Source organism: Mycobacterium sp. ML4 (assembly GCF_054515735.1).
In genome coordinates, this window is record NZ_JBTNSY010000028.1 from 1 (window position 1) to 16,009 (window position 16,009).

Sequence of the window (16,009 nt, forward strand, 5' to 3'; positions counted from 1 at the left end):
TTAACCGTCGTCATCGGCCAGGCGGGACGATCAAGAGTCGACCGTCGACCCAGACGGCTGCCGGGCCGTTCACCCCTGCTGTCGCCTGGCCAGCCACTCGGCCTGCATCACGACCAACGCCAGCACCTCCTGTGCCGGCGTCTCGGGATCGAGTTCGCAGTAGCGCTTATACATATTGACGACCACCCGCTCGCAGTCCAGCCAGGACGCATACTCACCGAGGTCGACGGCGTCAACGGCCTCGGTGAACGACAGGCCCTTGCCGTATAAGGCGTCGGTCTGTTCGGTGATGTACACGAAATAGTCACGGACGGCACGGATCCCGTCGGGATCGGTGACCGGGCCGTGGCCGGGCACGACGGTGGACGGATCGAGTGCGATCATCGCGTCGCACGCCGCGATCCAGTTGGCGATCGGGCCCGCCCACACGATCGGCGTGCAACCGATGAACAGCAGGTCGCCACCGAATAGCACCCCGGCGTCGGGCACGTGCACCACCGAGTCGGCCGCGGTGTGGGCAGGACCGAGGTTCAGCAGATCGACCCTGCGGCCACCGACGTCGATGGTCAGCTCGCGGTCGAAGGTCTGGTCGGCATTGCGCACCTTGATGCCGCGGAAATCGAAGTGCCCGAACCGGTCTCGCACGAATCGGGTGGCTACCGGGCCCAGGTCCGCCACCTGAATGGTGACAAGCTGATCTGCCGTGTCGTCGTGCGCGATCTCCTCTGCGGTGGCGGCAGCGGCGATGATCCGGACGCCGGGGTCCAGCAACTGGTTGCCGTGGGTGTGGTCGCCGTTGGAATGTGTGATCAGTGCGTCGGTGATCGGCGCGCCGTCGGTGATGGGACGCATCGCCGAGAGCATCTCGCGGGTCAGCGGAAGGTCGAATAGTGTGTCCACCAACAGCGAGGCGCCGTCACCGGCGACCAAACCTGCGTTGCTCCAACCGAATCCGCCGTCCGGCAACGTCCACGCCCACACCCGGTCGCCAACCTCGTGCAGTCCGCGCGTGTAGGGCACCTTGGCGGGCGCCGGATTGACACGCACCGGCGCGGCCGGGGCCGCCGGATTGGGCCGGGCCGCCAACGGGACCGGCGCCGGCGTGAATCGCACGGTCTGCCGGGTCTCCCCGAGTCCCTCGACCCGCAAGGTCACCACATCCCCGTCGCGCAGCCAGCCCGGGAAAGACTCCGGTTTCGTGAGGTGCTCGACGAGTGTGCAGGTGGGCACGGTGCCGGAGCCGAACACGTCGCCGGGGCGCAAGCTGACGCCGCGCGAGGCGTAGGAGATGACTTCACCGAAGGTCCAGTCCATGGCACCGGTGGACCCCGTTCCGATGACGGTGTCGTTGACCAGGGCGCTCACGCCGAGGGTGAGCTTTCCGTCGCGGCGGTAGGGTTTCAGCTCCTCAGGAGTAACCAGGTACGGGCCCAGGGTGACCCCGCTGTCCTTGCCCTTGGCCTGCCCGATCCGCAGCTGGCCCTCCAGCATCTGCAGATCCCGCGCCGACCAGTCGTTGAAGATCATGTAGCCGATGATCGCCTGCTCGGCCTGCTCAACCGTCAAGTCCTTCCCGGCAGTGCCGACGACGGCCGCGATCTCCAGTTCGAAGTCCTGCCAGGCGCTGCCGGGTGCCGACGGCGCGTCGTCGTAAGGCCCCAACACCGTTGCCGGACAAGCGAAGTAGAACGCCGGGATGCGGTACCAGGTGTCGGCCAGCACGCGGCCGCCGCCGACGGCTTCCTGGCAGTTGCGCATATGGTCCAGAAAGCACAGGCTGTCCCGGATCGACGGCGGGCGCGGGATCGGGGCGGCCAAATCGACATCGGCGAGTGCCACCACCGATGCCGGCGCGGCCAACGCGGCTTCGCCGGCGGCGCGCAGCCCATCCGGGCCGCCACCGATCAGATCGAGCAACGTCGTTCCCGGCGCCGCGGCGTAGATCTGTTCACCGGAGAGCACGCCGGTACGTTCGCCTTCGGGACTGCGGTAGGTAACCCATTTCATTCGCGCACCACCTCATTCGCATTCTTGTCGGGCCGTAGCCCACGCCAGCTCGGTTGGCGAAGCCGGTTGTCCGGAGTCCACTCGCTGTAACGCACCTCGCCGACCAGGGTCGGCTTGACGAAGGTGACGCCTTTGGCGTCGCGGGCGGGAAGCTTTGTACTGAATGGGGATTCGTCGGTGTGCAGCGGCGTCAGCGTCTTCTTGAGGTTGGCCAGATCGCGTTCGGTGAAGCCGGTGCCGACCCGACCGGCGAACTGCAGCCCGTCCGGACCCGGGATGCCCATCAGCAAGGCGCCGATGCCGGTGCGTCCGCCCTCCCCCTGCCGCCAGCCGCCGATCACGACCTCCTGGGTGTTCCAGTGCTTGTCCTTGATCCAGGAAGCCGAGCGCCGCCCGGGCTGATAGCTGGAATCCCGCTTCTTGGCCACCACGCCTTCCCAGCCGTGCTTGCGGGAGTACTCCAGCGCCTCGTCGCCGTCGCCGGGCAACAGCGCGGGAACAATGAGATCTCCTGCGGCGCCGAGGGTTTCCAGCAGCCTACGCCGATCGGAATACTTTGCCCGCAGCAACGACCTGCCGTCGAGGTACAACAGGTCGAAAGCCCAGAACTCGACGCGGGTGGCGCGGACGCGATTCTGCATCTGATGGAAACTCGGCACGCCGTGGTTGTCGAGCGCCACCACTTCACCGTCGAGCACCACGTGGTGGTCGGCCAGATCGGCTGCCACAGAACGTATTTGGGGGAATTCATTGCTGACGTCGCGACCGCTGCGAGACCGCAGCGCCATGGCGCCGTGGTCGGCATTCACCAGCAACCGGTAGCCGTCCCACTTGCCCTCGAACGCCCACTGCCCCTTCTTCAGGCCCGCCACCGATCCATGGGTGGTGAGCATCGGAGCGAGCCCGTCGAAGTCGAATACCTTCTGGTCCTTCATCCGGTGTGCCAGCCATTGGTCACCGTTGGTCTGAATCAGCGCATACCGCCCGGAGATCCGGCTGCCGTGCAACGTGACGATCACTTCGTCATCGCGGAACTTCTCGGTCTCATAGGTGCCGGCATCCCAGATGATCACCTTGCCGGCCCCGTACTCGCCTTTGGGGATGGTGCCCTCAAAGCCGGCATATTCCAGCGGATGGTCCTCGGTGTGTACCGCCAAGTGGTTCACCGACGTCGTTTCGGGCAGGTTCTTCGGGATCGCCCAGGACACCAGCACGCCGTCGCGTTCCAGCCGGAAGTCGTAGTGCAGCCGCCGGGCGTGGTGCTCCTGAATGACGAACGTATTGTCCTGGCCGGTGGCCGGTTTCGCCCTGGGGACGGGCTCGGGGGTTTTCGCCGCGTCACGCATGCTGCGGTATTTGCTCAGGCGATCGGCGACCGGAGCATCGGCGTCGAGCTCTGCGAGCAGATCACCGTCACGCGCGACCCGGTCCAGCACCTCCGCATAGCGAAGCTGGCGCAGGTCGGGGTCGTCGAGTTCTTCCCAGGTACGCGGCGCCGCGACCGTCGGGTTTTCGCGGCCGCGCAGCGAATACGGCGCTATGGTGGTCTTCGAACCGTTGTTCTGACTCCAGTCCACGAACACCTTGCCGGCCCGTAGGCTCTTGGTCATGGTCGAGGTGACCAGTTTCGGCATCGCCTTTTCCAATTGCTGTGCAACACGTTTGGCGAGCACACTGGCGCCCCGGCTACTCACCGGCTCGTCCAGCGGGCTGTAGAGGTGCAGGCCCTTGCTACCACTGGTGAGCGGGTAAGTTCGCAGCCCGATGTCGGCCATCAGATCTCGGACTTCGCGCGCCACGCCGGCCAGCTGGGCCATCGTCACAGCCTCACCGGGATCGAGGTCGAAGACCAGGCGGGTCGCCGGGCCCGGCTTCAGGCTCTCCCCGGCGCGGGTCCACTCCGCCACGAACCGCCACTGCGGCACGTGCACCTCCAGCGCCGCCTGCTGCGCGATCCAGGCCAGACCGTCGATGCTGTCGATGATCGGGTAGGTCGTGGTGCCCGAGCGGTGGCTCACACTCGCGCGGGGCAGCCAGGCCGGTGCCGAGGAGGCCAGTTGCTTCTCGAAGAATGAATCCTGCTCGACACCGTTGGGCCAGCGCTTGCGGGTCGCCGGCCGCCCTGCGAGGTGTGGCAGCATCACCTCGGCGATCCCGGTGTAGTAGTCGAAGACGTCGGCCTTGGTGGTCCCGGTGGCCGGATACAGGATCTTGTCGGCGTTGGTCAGCTTGACCCGCTGCTGCGTCGCCGCACTCATACTGTCAACGTAACGTGTCGGGCATGAGCCGTGGGCTGGTCATCGGAGAAGCACTCATCGACGTGATCTGCCAGGAAGTCGACGGGCAGTCCGAGCATGTCGGCGGCAGTCCGTTGAACGTCGCCGTCGGACTGGCCAGGTTGGGCCGGGAGGTCGCTTTCCTGACCCACATCGGTACCGATGCCGCTGGGCTGCGCATCGCCGATCATCTGAAAAGCGCTGGTGTGCAACTCGTTCCGGGGAGCACAGACGCCACGCGGACGCCGGTGGCGGTCGCCAGCATCGCCGAGGACGGCTCGGCCACCTATCGTTTCGACCTGGACTGGCGGCTCGCGGGCACTCCGCCGGTCCCGCCCCCGCTGTTGGTGCACACCGGATCCATCGCCGCCGTGCGCGAGCCGGGCTGTCTGGCCGTCGCCGCCCTGGTGGATGCCTACCGGATCTCGGCGACGGTCACTCTCGACCCCAACGTGCGGCCGTCCCTGATCGTCGATCGCGACCAGGCGCGCGAACGCATCGACAAGCTGCTCGCGTGGGCGGACGTCGTCAAGGTCAGCGACGAGGACCTGCGCTGGCTGGTGCCCCACCGCGACCCGCGGGACACGGCGCGGTGTTGGCTGGCCTGCGGACCGGCCATCGTCGCGCTGACGCTGGGCGAACGGGGCGCGGTGGCGTTCTGCGCGGCAGGCGAGATCGAGGTGGCGGCCAAGCAGGTGCGGGTCGTGGACACCGTCGGCGCCGGCGACGCGTTCATGGTCGGACTGCTCGACGCCCTCTGGGGGCTCGGCCTGCTTGGCGCAGAGCGGCGCGAGCAGCTGCGCGGGATCGGACTCGACACGCTCAGGGCAGCACTCGATGTCGGCGCCACCACGTCCGCCCTGACGGTCTCCCATGCCGGTGCTGACCTACCGGACCGGGCCGCGCTGCAGGCGAGCGCGTTTCGCTCACGAGTTTCACCCGGTTACCGGCATGCCCACGGGGCATACTGACAAAATGCGCTCCATCTGGAAGGGCTCGATCGCTTTCGGGCTCGTGAATGTGCCGGTCAAGGTGTACAGCGCCACCCAGGACCACGACATCAAGTTCCACCAGGTGCACGACAAGGACAATGGCCGCATTCGCTACAAGCGTGTGTGCGAGGTGTGTGGAGAGGTCGTCGAACACAGCCACATCGCCCGCGCGTTCGAGTCCGACGACGGCAAGAGTGTGATCATCACCGACGACGACATCGCCACCCTGCCCGAAGAACGCAGCCGCGAAATCGAGGTACTGGAGTTCGTCCCGGCCAGTGAGGTAGACCCGATGCTGTTCGACCGCAGCTACTTCCTGGAGCCCGATTCGAAGTCCTCGAAATCCTATGTGCTTCTGGCCAAGACGCTCGCCGAGACGGACCGGATGGCCATCGTGCACTTCTCGCTGCGCAACAAGACCCGGTTGGCTGCGTTGCGGGTCAAGGATTTCGGCAAGCGTGACGTCATGGTGATTCACACATTGCTGTGGCCGGACGAGATCCGCGACCCCGATTTCCCGGTGCTGGACAAAGAGGTGGAGATCAAGCCGGCCGAGCTGAAAATGGCCGGCCAGGTGGTGGAGTCGATGGCCGACGACTTCGACCCGGACCGGTACCACGACACCTACCAGGAGCAGTTGCAGGAACTGGTGGACGCCAAACTCGAAGGCGGAGAAGCGTTTACGGTCGAAGAGCAGCCGACCGAACTCGACGAGACCGAAGACGTCTCCGATCTGCTCGCCAAACTGGAGGCCAGCGTGAAGGCCCGCTCGGGCGCCAAGAAGGAGCCCGCGAAGAAGGAGCCCGCGAAGAAGACGCCCGCCACAACGGCCAAGAAGGCTCCGGCCAAGAAAGCTCCGGCTAAAAAGGCCGCCACCAAAGCCACCAGCAAATGAGCACCGAGTCAGGAGTTGCCGTGAAGTTCACCCGATCTGGCGTCGCCCTCAGCCTTCTGGTTGTCAGCGCTCTCGTGCTGTCGGGTTGTGGCGGCAATTCCGGGAAATCGGCGTCGTCGTCATCGAGTGCCGCGCCCGTCGTCCCGGTGAACTGCGGCGGCAAGAAGAAGATCCTCGCCGGCGGCTCGACCGCACAGAAGAACGCGATGGAACAGTTCGTCTACGCCTATATCCACGCCTGCCCCGGCCACACCCTGGACTACGCCGCCAACGGCTCAGGTGCGGGCATGAAAGCATTCCTCGGCAGCGAAACCGACTTCGCCGGCTCCGACTCCCCGATGAACCCCGACAAGGGCGAACCCGACCGGGCACGCGAGCGGTGCGGCTCACCGGCCTGGGACATTCCGGTCGTCTTCGGCCCGATCGCCGTTACGTACAACATCAACGGCATCAATTCGATGAGTCTCGACGGCTCCACCGTCGCCAGGATCTTCAATGGCGCCATCACCAGGTGGGACGACCCCGCCATCAAGGCGCTCAATCAAAGTACGAACCTGCCCCCCACCCCCATCCACGTCGTCTTCCGCAGCGATCAATCCGGCACCACGGACAACTTTCAGCGGTATCTGGACGCGGCATCCAATGGCGCTTGGGGCAAAGGCACCGGGCAGGCGTTCAACGGCGGGGTTGGCGAAGGTGCCGCCGGCAACGACGGTACGTCGCAGGCCATGAAACGAACCGACGGGTCGATCACCTACAACGAATGGTCGTTCGCCGTGGGCCACCAGTTGAACATGGCTCAGATCATCACCTCGGCCGGGCCGCAGGCGGTGTCGATCAGCGCCGAGACGGTGGGCAAGACGATCGCGGGGGCCACCTTCAAGGCCGGGAGCGACGCCAACGACCTGATCGTCGACACCTCGTCGTTCTACAAGCCGACGCAGGCCGGCGCCTACCCGATCGTGTTGGTCACCTACGAGGTCGTCTGCTCGAAATATCCGGACACTCCGACCGGTCAGGCGGTAAAGGCCTTCATGCAAGCCACAATTGGCGACGGCCAGATCGGTTTGGACGAGTACGGATACATCCCGCTGCCGAATCCTTTTCAATCGAAACTGGTCCCGGTCGTCAACGCCATCGCGTGACCGTCCGGTAGCCGGACGCATTGCGACGCCGTCGGTTCCACCGCCGGCCATGACTGCCTTTGGCCACCAACGGATTTCGGCGCGTATGAGCTATGGAGACGAAACGATGGTGCGCGCCGGCTTCCGTTACTCAGTCGTGATTGAAAATTCATTCCGAGTCGCCGGATTTTGTTGTGTGCCTCCTCCGGGAGGATTTACCGTGTGTTAACCATCAGTTATGGCGCGGCGGTGCCGGTGGCGGCTGCCGGGCGAAGGGAGCATCCACAGTGACCAACACCGGGTCGGAGTCGCGGGTGGGGTCACGCTTTGGGCCCTACCAGTTGGTGCGTTTGATCGGCCGGGGCGGGATGGGCGAAGTCTACGAAGCCGAGGACACCCGCAAGCACCGGGTGGTCGCGCTCAAGTTGATTTCCACGCGATACTCCAACAACCCGGTGTTCCGCTCCCGGATGCAGCGGGAGGCCGATATCGCCGGTCGGCTGAACGAGCCGCACATCGTGCCGATCCACGACTACGGCGAACTCGACGGACACTTCTTCGTGGAGATGCGCCTGATCGACGGGGTGTCGCTGCGTTCCATGCTGACACAATTCGGGCCGCTCTCCCCAGCCCGGACGGTGGCGATCATCCGGCAAGTGGCGGCAGCGCTGGACGCCGCGCACGCCAGCGGCATCACCCACCGCGACGTCAAACCCGAGAACATCCTGGTCGCCCAGAACGATTTCGCTTATCTGGTGGACTTCGGCATCGCCCGCGCCGCCCACGACCCGAATCTGACGCAGAGCGGCATGGCCGTAGGCACCTACAACTACATGGCTCCGGAACGCTTCACCGGCGACGACGTCACCTACCGGGCCGACATCTACGCATTGGCCTGCGTGCTGGGCGAGTGTTTGACCGGCGCGCCGCCCTACCGGGCCGACAGCGTCGAGCGACTCATCGCATCGCATCTGATGGAACCCGTCCCGCGGCCCAGCGTGATCCGACCCGGCCGCGTCCCCGCGGCGCTTGACCACGTGATCGCCAAAGGCATGGCCAAGAACCCCAACGAGCGCTACGTGACCGCCGGGGATCTGGCTTTGGCCGCGCACGAGGCGCTCAGCACACCCGAGCAGCGCCAGGAGGCCTCCATCCTGCGCCACGGGGACAACGAGACACTGATGCTTCCCGCGGTGGATCCGGGCGCCGGTGGCTGGCCGAGCCAAGGCGGTTCCGGCTCGTACCCGAGCAGCCCAACCGTGCGAGCGCCCGTTCCGCAGTTCCCAAGCGGCGACCAGACGATGGTCCAGCCGGTGTCGTCCAAAGCCGCTGGATGGCGTGAGCGGCCCGGCACCAACTCCGACCAGTTCACGCAGGCCGCGCCGGTCTCCGCCGCCGCGTGGGCCGGCAATCCCGGTGTCTCGCCCTCCGGGCCCGTGCCCATGGGTGCGCCGCCTCACCACCAGCCGTCGCAGCCGCATGCCACGGCGCCACCACCGCCACCACGCAAGTCACGCAAGGCATTGATCCTCGGCGCCGCCGCAGCCGCCGTCCTGCTGGTCGTGATCGCCGCCACCGCATTTCTGCTCACCCGGTCCCACGGAGGCGGGGCGGGTACGCAAAACGCGACGGGACAGCAGGTGCTGCCGTTCAACGGGCTGAACTTCCGCTTCGCTCCGGGCGGGGTCGCGGTCGACGGCAGCGGCACCGTCTACGTCACCAATCAGACGATGTACGGCCGGGTGGTGGCGTTGCCGGAAGGGTCCTCGTCGCCGACGGTGAAGCCGTTCAACGGTCTTTACGAGCCGCAGGGCATCGCCGTGGACGGCGCCGGCAAGATCTACGTCAGCGACTTCAACAACCGGGTGGTGGCTCTGGCGGGCGGGTCGAACAACCAGCTCGTGCTGCCGTTCAATGGCCTCAATTACCCCGAAGGTGTCGCGGTGGACCCGCAGGGCAACGTCTACGTCGCCGACCGCGGGAACAACCGGGTGGTCAAGTTGGCCGCCGGCAGTAACACGCAGACCGATCTGCCGTTCAACGGCCTGAAGAATCCCGACGGAGTGGCGGTCGACGGTCAGGGCAATATCTACGTCACTGACACCGACAACAACCGCGTGCTGATGCTCGATGCCGGGACCAGCAACCAGACGGTGTTGCCGTTCACCGGCATCAGCGCGCCCTGGGGCATCACGGTCGACAGCGGGGGCAACGTCTATGTCACCGAGCACGATAACAACGTGGTGGCGAAGTTGCCCGCGGGAGCTACCGCTTCGGTGCAACTGCCATTCAACGGTTTGAACACTCCACTGTCGGTGGCGGTGGACAAAAAGGGGAACGTGTACGTCGCCGACCGTGGCAACGGCAGGGTATTGCGCCTTCCGCCGGGGTCGTGAGCGGAATTGGGGCTAACTGCGCGAGAAGCTCACGAATAACCGGGTCATCGCCTTCATTGCACCGTAGGTGAAGCCCCGCGTCGCAACGAACTTGATCCCTGCGGCGATCAGATTGATCAGCGCCACAATGATGATCAGGGTGAGCGCGGCTCCCCAGACACGCAGGAAACCGGCGTGTTCCGGGTTGGTCAGTTCGGTATAGATCAGCAACGGCAGCGACGCCATATTGCCGTTGAAGATGTCGTAGTTGATCGAACGGCTGTACCCGACCAGCACCAGCACCGGGGCGGTCTCGCCGATCACGCGCGCCACGGCCAGCAATACCCCGGAGATGATGCCGGGCGTCGCGATCGGCCCGACGATCCGCACGATCGTCTTCCACTTCGGAACGCCCAGCGCGTAACTGGCTTCCCGCAACTCGTCGGGCACCAGCCGCAACATCTCCTCGGTGGAGCGCACCACCACCGGCAACATCAGCAGGACCAGCGCCAGGGACACCGCAAACGCACTCTGCTGAAATCCGAGTGTGGCGATCCACAGACTGAAGATGAACAGCGCGGCCACGATCGAGGGCACCCCGGCCAGGACGTCGACCATGAAAGTGGTCACCCGCGCCAGTCGACTGGTCCCGTATTCGACCAGATACACCGCGGTCATCAATCCCAGCGGCACCGCGATCACTGCCGCAACACCCGCCTGCACAACCGTCCCGTACAACGCCTGGTAGACGCCGCCGGTGAACTCCTCCGGCAGCACGCCCCGCAGGGAGTGCGTCCACCAGTCCATCTGGACGACCGCATGCCAGCCGCGGGCGATCACCACCGCCAGCAGCCATACCAGCGGGACCAGCGCGATGAGGAAACAGGCAAAAAAGCAGATGGTCGCGAGGTTGTTCTTGACGCGGCGGGCCATGCTCAGCCGCCGAAACACCACGACCTTCACCGGCTGCTCCAGCGCAGTCGCACTCAGCTGGCTCATCCGTTGACCTTTCCGCCGGCAATCGCCCGGGCCGCGGCGTTGACCATGAACGTCAGCACGAACAACGCGAAGCCTGCCGAGATATACGCCCCGGTGGGCAGCGGCTCACTGAATTCCGAAGCGGCTGAGGCGATTTTGGAGGCGAACGTGTAGCCGCCGTCGAACAGCGACCAGTTTCCCGGCCTGGCGGCCGACCGCAGAATGATCAGCACGGCCACGGTCTCACCCAGCGCACGTCCCAGACCCAGCATGGACGCGGCCACCACACCACTGCGACCGAACGGCAGCACGGTCATCCGCACCACCTCCCACTTCGTCGCACCGAGTGCCTGTGCGGCCTCAATCTGCATGGGCGGGGTCTGCCGGAACACTTCTCGCGACACCGAGGTGACGATCGGCAGGATCATCACCGCCAGCACGATGCTCGCGGTGAAGATCGTGCCGCCACCAGCCAGCGAGACGTTGCCGCTCTTGAACAGGAACAGCCCGCCCAGGTTGTGGTTGAGGAAGGTCGCCAGCGGCAGCAGCTTCGGCGCCAGCACGAAGATGCCCCACAACCCGAAGATGATCGACGGCACCGCCGCCAGCAGATCGACCATCGCCCCGAACGGACGGGCCAGCCGCTTGGGCGCGTACTGGGTGATGAACACGGCGATACCCACGGCGATCGGCACCGCCAGGGCCAGGGCACTGACCGAACTGAGCACCGTGACCATCAAAAGGTCGCGAATGCCGAACGCCAGCTTGTCGTCGAAGGACGTGTCGAACTGCGCGCTGGTGAAAAAGTTGGCGTGGTTGGCCTGCAGCGAAGGGATCGCCTTGATCAGCAAGAACACCGCGATCAGCAGGATCGCCACGACGATGGTGGATCCTGCCGCCGAAGCGATCAGCCGGAACAGGCGATCCGCCCGCCGCGCCGCGCGCGCGTCTACCTCCGCCAGCGCGTGCTTTGCTAGCGGGGCTTTGACCACGTAAGCCTCAGATCAGGAGATCGCGTTGACCGCGGTCGACAACCGCGACTTGAACGAGTCCGGAATGGGAACGTAACCGTTGTCACCCAACCCATTCTGGCCGCCGCCGATGGTCGACTGCAGGAAAGCCTTCACGGCCGTCCCGACCTGGGCATCCGGATACTTCGAGCAGACGATCTCGTAGGTGGCCAGCACGATCGGGTACGAACCAGGCTGGGTGGGCCGGTAGAACGAGAGCGTGTCGAGCACCAGATCGTTGCCCTGCCCGGCGATCGTGGCGCCCGCGATCGTCTTGCCCACCGAGTCGGTGCCGATGGCAACGGGCTCCGGTCCGGCCGACGTGATGATCTTCGCCATATTCAGCCGCTGTCCCTGGGCGAACGACCACTCGTTGTAGGTGATCGAGCCTTCGGTGTTCTTGATCGCCGCTGAGGTGCCGTCGTTGCCCTTGGCGCCCTCGCCGACGCCGCCCTTGAAGGCCTTGCCGGTGCCCTTACCCCAGGCGCCATTGGATGCTGCGTCAAGGTAGCGCTGGAAGTTGTCCGTGGTTCCGGACTCGTCGCTGCGGAACACGACGTGGATGGGCGTGGCCGGCAGATTGGTGCCGGAGTTGACCGCCGCGATCGCCGGGTCGTCCCAGGTGGTGATGGCGCCGCTGAAGATCTTGGCCAGGGTCGTCCCGTCCAGGTTCAGCGAGCTGACGCCGCCGATGTTGTACGTGACCGCAATGGGGCCGAACACCACCGGCAGATTCCAGGCCGGCGCGTCACCGCAGCGCTTCTGCGCCGCGGCTGCCTCGTCCTTGCTCAGCGGCGAGTCAGACCCGCCGAAATCGGTTTGATTGCCGTTGAATTCGCTGATACCCGCGCCGGATCCGTTGCCGGTGTAGTTCAGCGTTTGCCCTGGGCAGGCGGATTCGAACGCTTTGACGAACCGGGTCATGGCGTTGGCCTGCGCGGTGGATCCACTGGCCTTCAGCGTCTTCTTGCCGCCGCAACTCACGCTGCCCGACGAGCCGCCCGACGTTCCCTGGCCGCCCCCACTTGCGTTGTTGTTGTCGCTACCACACGCAGACAGAACCAGTGCGCCTGAAGCCAGGACACCGAGCGCCGCACCAAATCGGTTGAGTTGCAAATCAGTTCCTATCGGTTGAGATGAAACATACTAACCGCCGCCCCTCCGCTACGGCATAGTCCGACCAGACCCTTTACTCACTCCCTTGCCGCTACATTAACAACAGGTAACGGGCGGTGAAAGAGTCGACGAAAGCGTTGCCACGCTCTCTCTTCCGGTGCGTTCGCCGCCCCAACCGCGACTTCGGGGAACGGTCCAGACAAAACACCATGTGGTTGAACGCATTTCAGCGTCGTGGCGCAGCCTGCCCGGCGACTGCAGCCATTTCCGGCCTAGGCGTCGCACCATTTGACGGGCTCGCCACTCATGTTTACCGGTGTTGAATAGCGGTTTCACCACAACCGTTCTGACCTGTCAGCATCGTTGGTTGATGCCGCGCGGGACCATCTGACGGCTCCTGCCGTCATGTTCCCCGGACGGTGTGCCAAACTAGAACCTGTTACAAAAGCGCTTCCGGGACGGTGGACACCGCCGCCGTTTCGGCCGACAACTGAAGCGAGGCCGCAGTGATCCTCGACAGGTTCCGTCTGGACGACAAGGTGGCCGTCATCACCGGAGCCGGTCGCGGCCTTGGTGCGGCGATGGCATTGGCCTTCGCCGAAGCCGGTGCCGACGTCGTCATTTCGTCACGAACCCAATCCCAGCTCGACGAGGTGGCCGAGCAGGTCCGGGCAGCCGGACGCCGTGCGCACGTGGTCACCGCCGACCTGGCACATCCCGAGGACACGGCGCAACTGGCGGGCGCGGCCGTCGACTCCTTCGGGAAACTAGACATCGTCGTCAACAATGTTGGGGGCACGATGCCCAACACGCTGCTGACCACCTCCACCAAGGACCTCAAGGACGCCTTTACGTTCAATGTGGCCACCGCCCACGCCCTGACCGTCGCGGCCGTCCCCCTGATGCTCGCGCACTCCGGCGGGGGCAGCATCATCAACATCACCTCGGCGGTCGGCCGGTTGGCCGGCCGGGGCTTCGCGGCCTATGGAACCGCAAAGGCGGCATTGTCGCACTACACCCGCTTGACGGCGCTGGACCTGTGCCCGCGCATCCGGGTCAACGCCATCGCGCCGGGCTCGATTCTCACCTCCGCGCTCGACGTGGTGGCCGGCAACGAGGAGCTGCGCGCTCCGATGGAGCGGGCGACACCGCTGCGCCGCCTCGGTGATCCGATCGATATCGCCGCCGCCGCGGTGTATCTGGCGTCGCCGGCCGGTGGGTTTCTGACCGGGAAGACACTCGAGGTCGACGGCGGACTCACCTACCCCAACCTCGATATCCCCGTACCTGACCTGTGAGGAACCGACCATGGCAATACGAGTCGCTCAACTCGGCACCGGCAATGTCGGGATCCACTCCCTGAAAGCACTGATCACCAATCCGGAGTTCGCGCTTACCGGCGTATGGGTGTCCTCGGACGCCAAGGCCGGCAAGGATGCAGCTGAGCTCGCCGGCCTGCAGGAGCTTACCGGCGTGCTGGCATCCACTGATCTCGACGGCGTTCTGGCCACCGCACCGCAGTGCGCGGTCTACAACGCGATGGCGGACAACCGCCTTCCCGAGGCGCTGGAAGACTATCGCCGCGTGCTCGCCGCAGGTGTCAACATAGTGGGCAGCGGCCCAGTCTTCCTGCAGTATCCGTGGCAGGTGCTGCCCGAGGAGTTGATCAAACCGATCGAAGATGCTGCGCGCGAAGGCAATTCGAGCCTGTTCGTCGGTGGCATCGACCCGGGCTTCGCCAATGACCTGCTGCCGATGGCGTTAGCCGGGACCTGTCAGAGCGTCGAGCAGGTGCGGTGCCTGGAGATCGTCGACTACGCGACCTACGACAGCGCCGTCGTCATGTTCGACGTGATGGGTTTCGGCAAGCCGCTCGATGAGACCCCGATGCTGCTACAGCCCGGGGTGCTGAGCCTGGCCTGGGGATCGGTGGTTCGGCAACTTGCTGCGGGCCTTGACATTTCGCTCGACAGAGTCACCGAGAAGTATGCCCGGGTCCCGGCTCCAGAGGCCTTCGACATAGCTTCCGGCCACATTCCCGAGGGAAGTGCCGCAGCCTTGCGCTTCGAGGTGATGGGCATGGTCGACGGCCGGCCCGCCGTAGTTCTCGAACACATCACCCGACTGCGTCAGGACCTGTGCCCGGAGTGGCCGCAACCCGCGCAACCCGGCGGTTCCTATCGGGTCGAGATCACCGGAGAACCCTCCTACGCCATGGACATCTGCCTGAGCAGCCGCCACGGCGATCACAACCACGCGGGGTTGGTGGCCACCGCGATGCGAGTGGTCAACGCGATTCCCGCCGTGGTAGCTGCCCCGCCCGGGATCCGCACCACCCTGGATCTGCCTCTGATCCCCGGCCGGGGCTTATATCTCCCGGCCGACTAGGCACCGCAATCCGCCGCACGGGGACGTCGTATCCTCAGCGCGAAACACCCCTCCGAGCGGCAGGTGCGCAACCTTGACTTCTGACGACGGCCTTCGCGCCCTTTACATCAATGCGACGCTCAAACGTTCCCCTGAAGTCAGCCACACCGAGGGGCTGATCGAGCGCAGCGCCGACATCTTGCGCGAACAGGGCGTCCAGGTCGACACGTTGCGTGCGATCGACCATGACGTCGCCACCGGCGTGTGGCCGGACATGACCGAACACGGTTGGGAGACCGACGAATGGCCGGCCCTCTACGAACGGGTGCTGGCCGCAGACATCCTGGTGCTCTGCGGACCGATCTGGCTGGGCGACAACAGCTCGGTGATGAAACGCGTGATCGAGCGGCTCTATGCGTGCTCGCATCTGCTCAACGACCAGGGACAGTACGCCTACTACGGACGCGTGGGCGGATGCCTGATCACCGGCAATGAAGACGGCGTCAAGCATTGCGCAATGAACATCCTCTACAGCTTGCAGCATCTGGGGTACACGATTCCCCCTCAAGCCGACGCAGGCTGGATCGGCCCGGCCGGCCCGGGGCCGTCCTACCTCGACCCCGGATCGGGCGGCCCCGAGAACGACTTCACCAACCGGAACACATCATTTATGACCTACAACCTTCTGCATCTCGCACGGCTGCTGAAGGCCAACGGAGGCATACCGGCCGACGGTAATCAGCGCACCCAATGGGATGCCGGCTGCCGACCCAGTTTCGCCAATCCCGAATACCGCAGCTGACGGCCGGTGCGGGCGTCCGGCAAGGTTTCGGCTAGCCTAACTTTTTACTTCGTACGTTAGGGATAGG

At 65.3% G+C, this 16,009-nt stretch carries 12 protein-coding genes; 7 read left to right on the forward strand and 5 right to left on the reverse strand.

All coding sequences use genetic code 11. The features are described from left to right. Nucleotides 1-69: 69 nt before the first annotated feature. Together ACX9NE_RS24820 and ACX9NE_RS24825 are read right to left on the reverse strand one after the other, a co-directional pair. Nucleotides 70-2,007, reverse strand: a complete 1,938-nt coding sequence (locus ACX9NE_RS24820; protein WP_459364336.1) for a fumarylacetoacetate hydrolase family protein — start codon at nt 2,005-2,007, stop codon at nt 70-72. Next, on the reverse strand, nt 2,004-4,265 hold the full coding sequence (locus tag ACX9NE_RS24825; RefSeq protein WP_459364335.1) for an ATP-dependent DNA ligase: 2,262 nt from the start codon (nt 4,263-4,265) through the stop codon (nt 2,004-2,006). Before ACX9NE_RS24825 ends, ACX9NE_RS24820 begins: the two co-directional genes overlap by 4 nt. Before the next feature lie 23 nt (nt 4,266-4,288). On the opposite strand from ACX9NE_RS24825, the gene ACX9NE_RS24830 reads away from it, so the two are divergent. The 4 genes from ACX9NE_RS24830 to ACX9NE_RS24845 all read left to right on the forward strand — a co-directional run bounded on the left by ACX9NE_RS24830 (nt 4,289) and on the right by ACX9NE_RS24845 (nt 9,690). Further along, nucleotides 4,289-5,254 carry a carbohydrate kinase family protein gene (locus ACX9NE_RS24830; protein ID WP_459364334.1) on the forward strand — a complete coding sequence of 322 codons (966 nt, stop codon included), beginning with the start codon at nt 4,289-4,291 and terminating at the stop codon, nt 5,252-5,254. 4 nt (nt 5,255-5,258) lie between these two features. Next, nucleotides 5,259-6,170 carry a non-homologous end joining protein Ku gene (gene ku, locus ACX9NE_RS24835; RefSeq protein ID WP_459364333.1) on the forward strand — a complete coding sequence of 304 codons (912 nt, stop codon included), beginning with the start codon at nt 5,259-5,261 and terminating at the stop codon, nt 6,168-6,170. A 20-nt stretch (nt 6,171-6,190) separates the two neighbouring features. Next, nucleotides 6,191-7,315, forward strand: coding sequence for a phosphate ABC transporter substrate-binding protein PstS (pstS, locus tag ACX9NE_RS24840; RefSeq protein ID WP_459364332.1), 1,125 nt, complete (start codon nt 6,191-6,193; stop codon nt 7,313-7,315). A gap of 266 nt (nt 7,316-7,581) precedes the next feature. After that, nucleotides 7,582-9,690, forward strand: coding sequence for a serine/threonine-protein kinase PknD (locus ACX9NE_RS24845; RefSeq protein WP_459364331.1), 2,109 nt, complete (start codon nt 7,582-7,584; stop codon nt 9,688-9,690). 12 nt (nt 9,691-9,702) lie between these two features. Here ACX9NE_RS24845 and pstA read toward each other — a convergent pair whose 3' ends face one another. The 3 genes from pstA to pstS (ACX9NE_RS24860) are packed head-to-tail and all read right to left on the reverse strand — an operon-like array spanning nt 9,703 to nt 12,773. Further along, on the reverse strand, nt 9,703-10,668 hold the full coding sequence (pstA, locus tag ACX9NE_RS24850) for a phosphate ABC transporter permease PstA (protein ID WP_459364330.1): 966 nt from the start codon (nt 10,666-10,668) through the stop codon (nt 9,703-9,705). Continuing rightward, on the reverse strand, nt 10,665-11,639 hold the full coding sequence (gene pstC, locus ACX9NE_RS24855; protein WP_459364329.1) for a phosphate ABC transporter permease subunit PstC: 975 nt from the start codon (nt 11,637-11,639) through the stop codon (nt 10,665-10,667). The genes pstA and pstC overlap by 4 nt, the downstream gene beginning before the upstream one ends. A 12-nt stretch (nt 11,640-11,651) precedes the next feature. Further along, nucleotides 11,652-12,773 (reverse strand): phosphate ABC transporter substrate-binding protein PstS, encoded by a 1,122-nt coding sequence (pstS, locus tag ACX9NE_RS24860; RefSeq protein WP_459364328.1) that lies wholly within the window; start codon nt 12,771-12,773, stop codon nt 11,652-11,654. A 506-nt stretch (nt 12,774-13,279) separates the two neighbouring features. Between pstS (ACX9NE_RS24860) and ACX9NE_RS24865 the strand changes: the two genes are divergently transcribed. The 3 genes from ACX9NE_RS24865 (at nt 13,280) to ACX9NE_RS24875 (ending at nt 15,942) form a co-directional block, all read left to right on the forward strand. Then, nucleotides 13,280-14,071 (forward strand): SDR family oxidoreductase, encoded by a 792-nt coding sequence (locus ACX9NE_RS24865; protein ID WP_459364327.1) that lies wholly within the window; start codon nt 13,280-13,282, stop codon nt 14,069-14,071. Nucleotides 14,072-14,081: 10 nt separating this feature from the next. Continuing rightward, the gene (locus tag ACX9NE_RS24870) at nt 14,082-15,161 is read left to right on the forward strand and encodes an NAD(P)H-dependent amine dehydrogenase family protein (protein ID WP_459364326.1); all 1,080 of its coding nucleotides are present in this window, start codon (nt 14,082-14,084) and stop codon (nt 15,159-15,161) included. 73 nt (nt 15,162-15,234) lie between these two features. Continuing rightward, on the forward strand, nt 15,235-15,942 hold the full coding sequence (locus ACX9NE_RS24875) for a flavodoxin family protein (RefSeq protein ID WP_459364325.1): 708 nt from the start codon (nt 15,235-15,237) through the stop codon (nt 15,940-15,942). Nucleotides 15,943-16,009 lie beyond the last annotated feature (67 nt).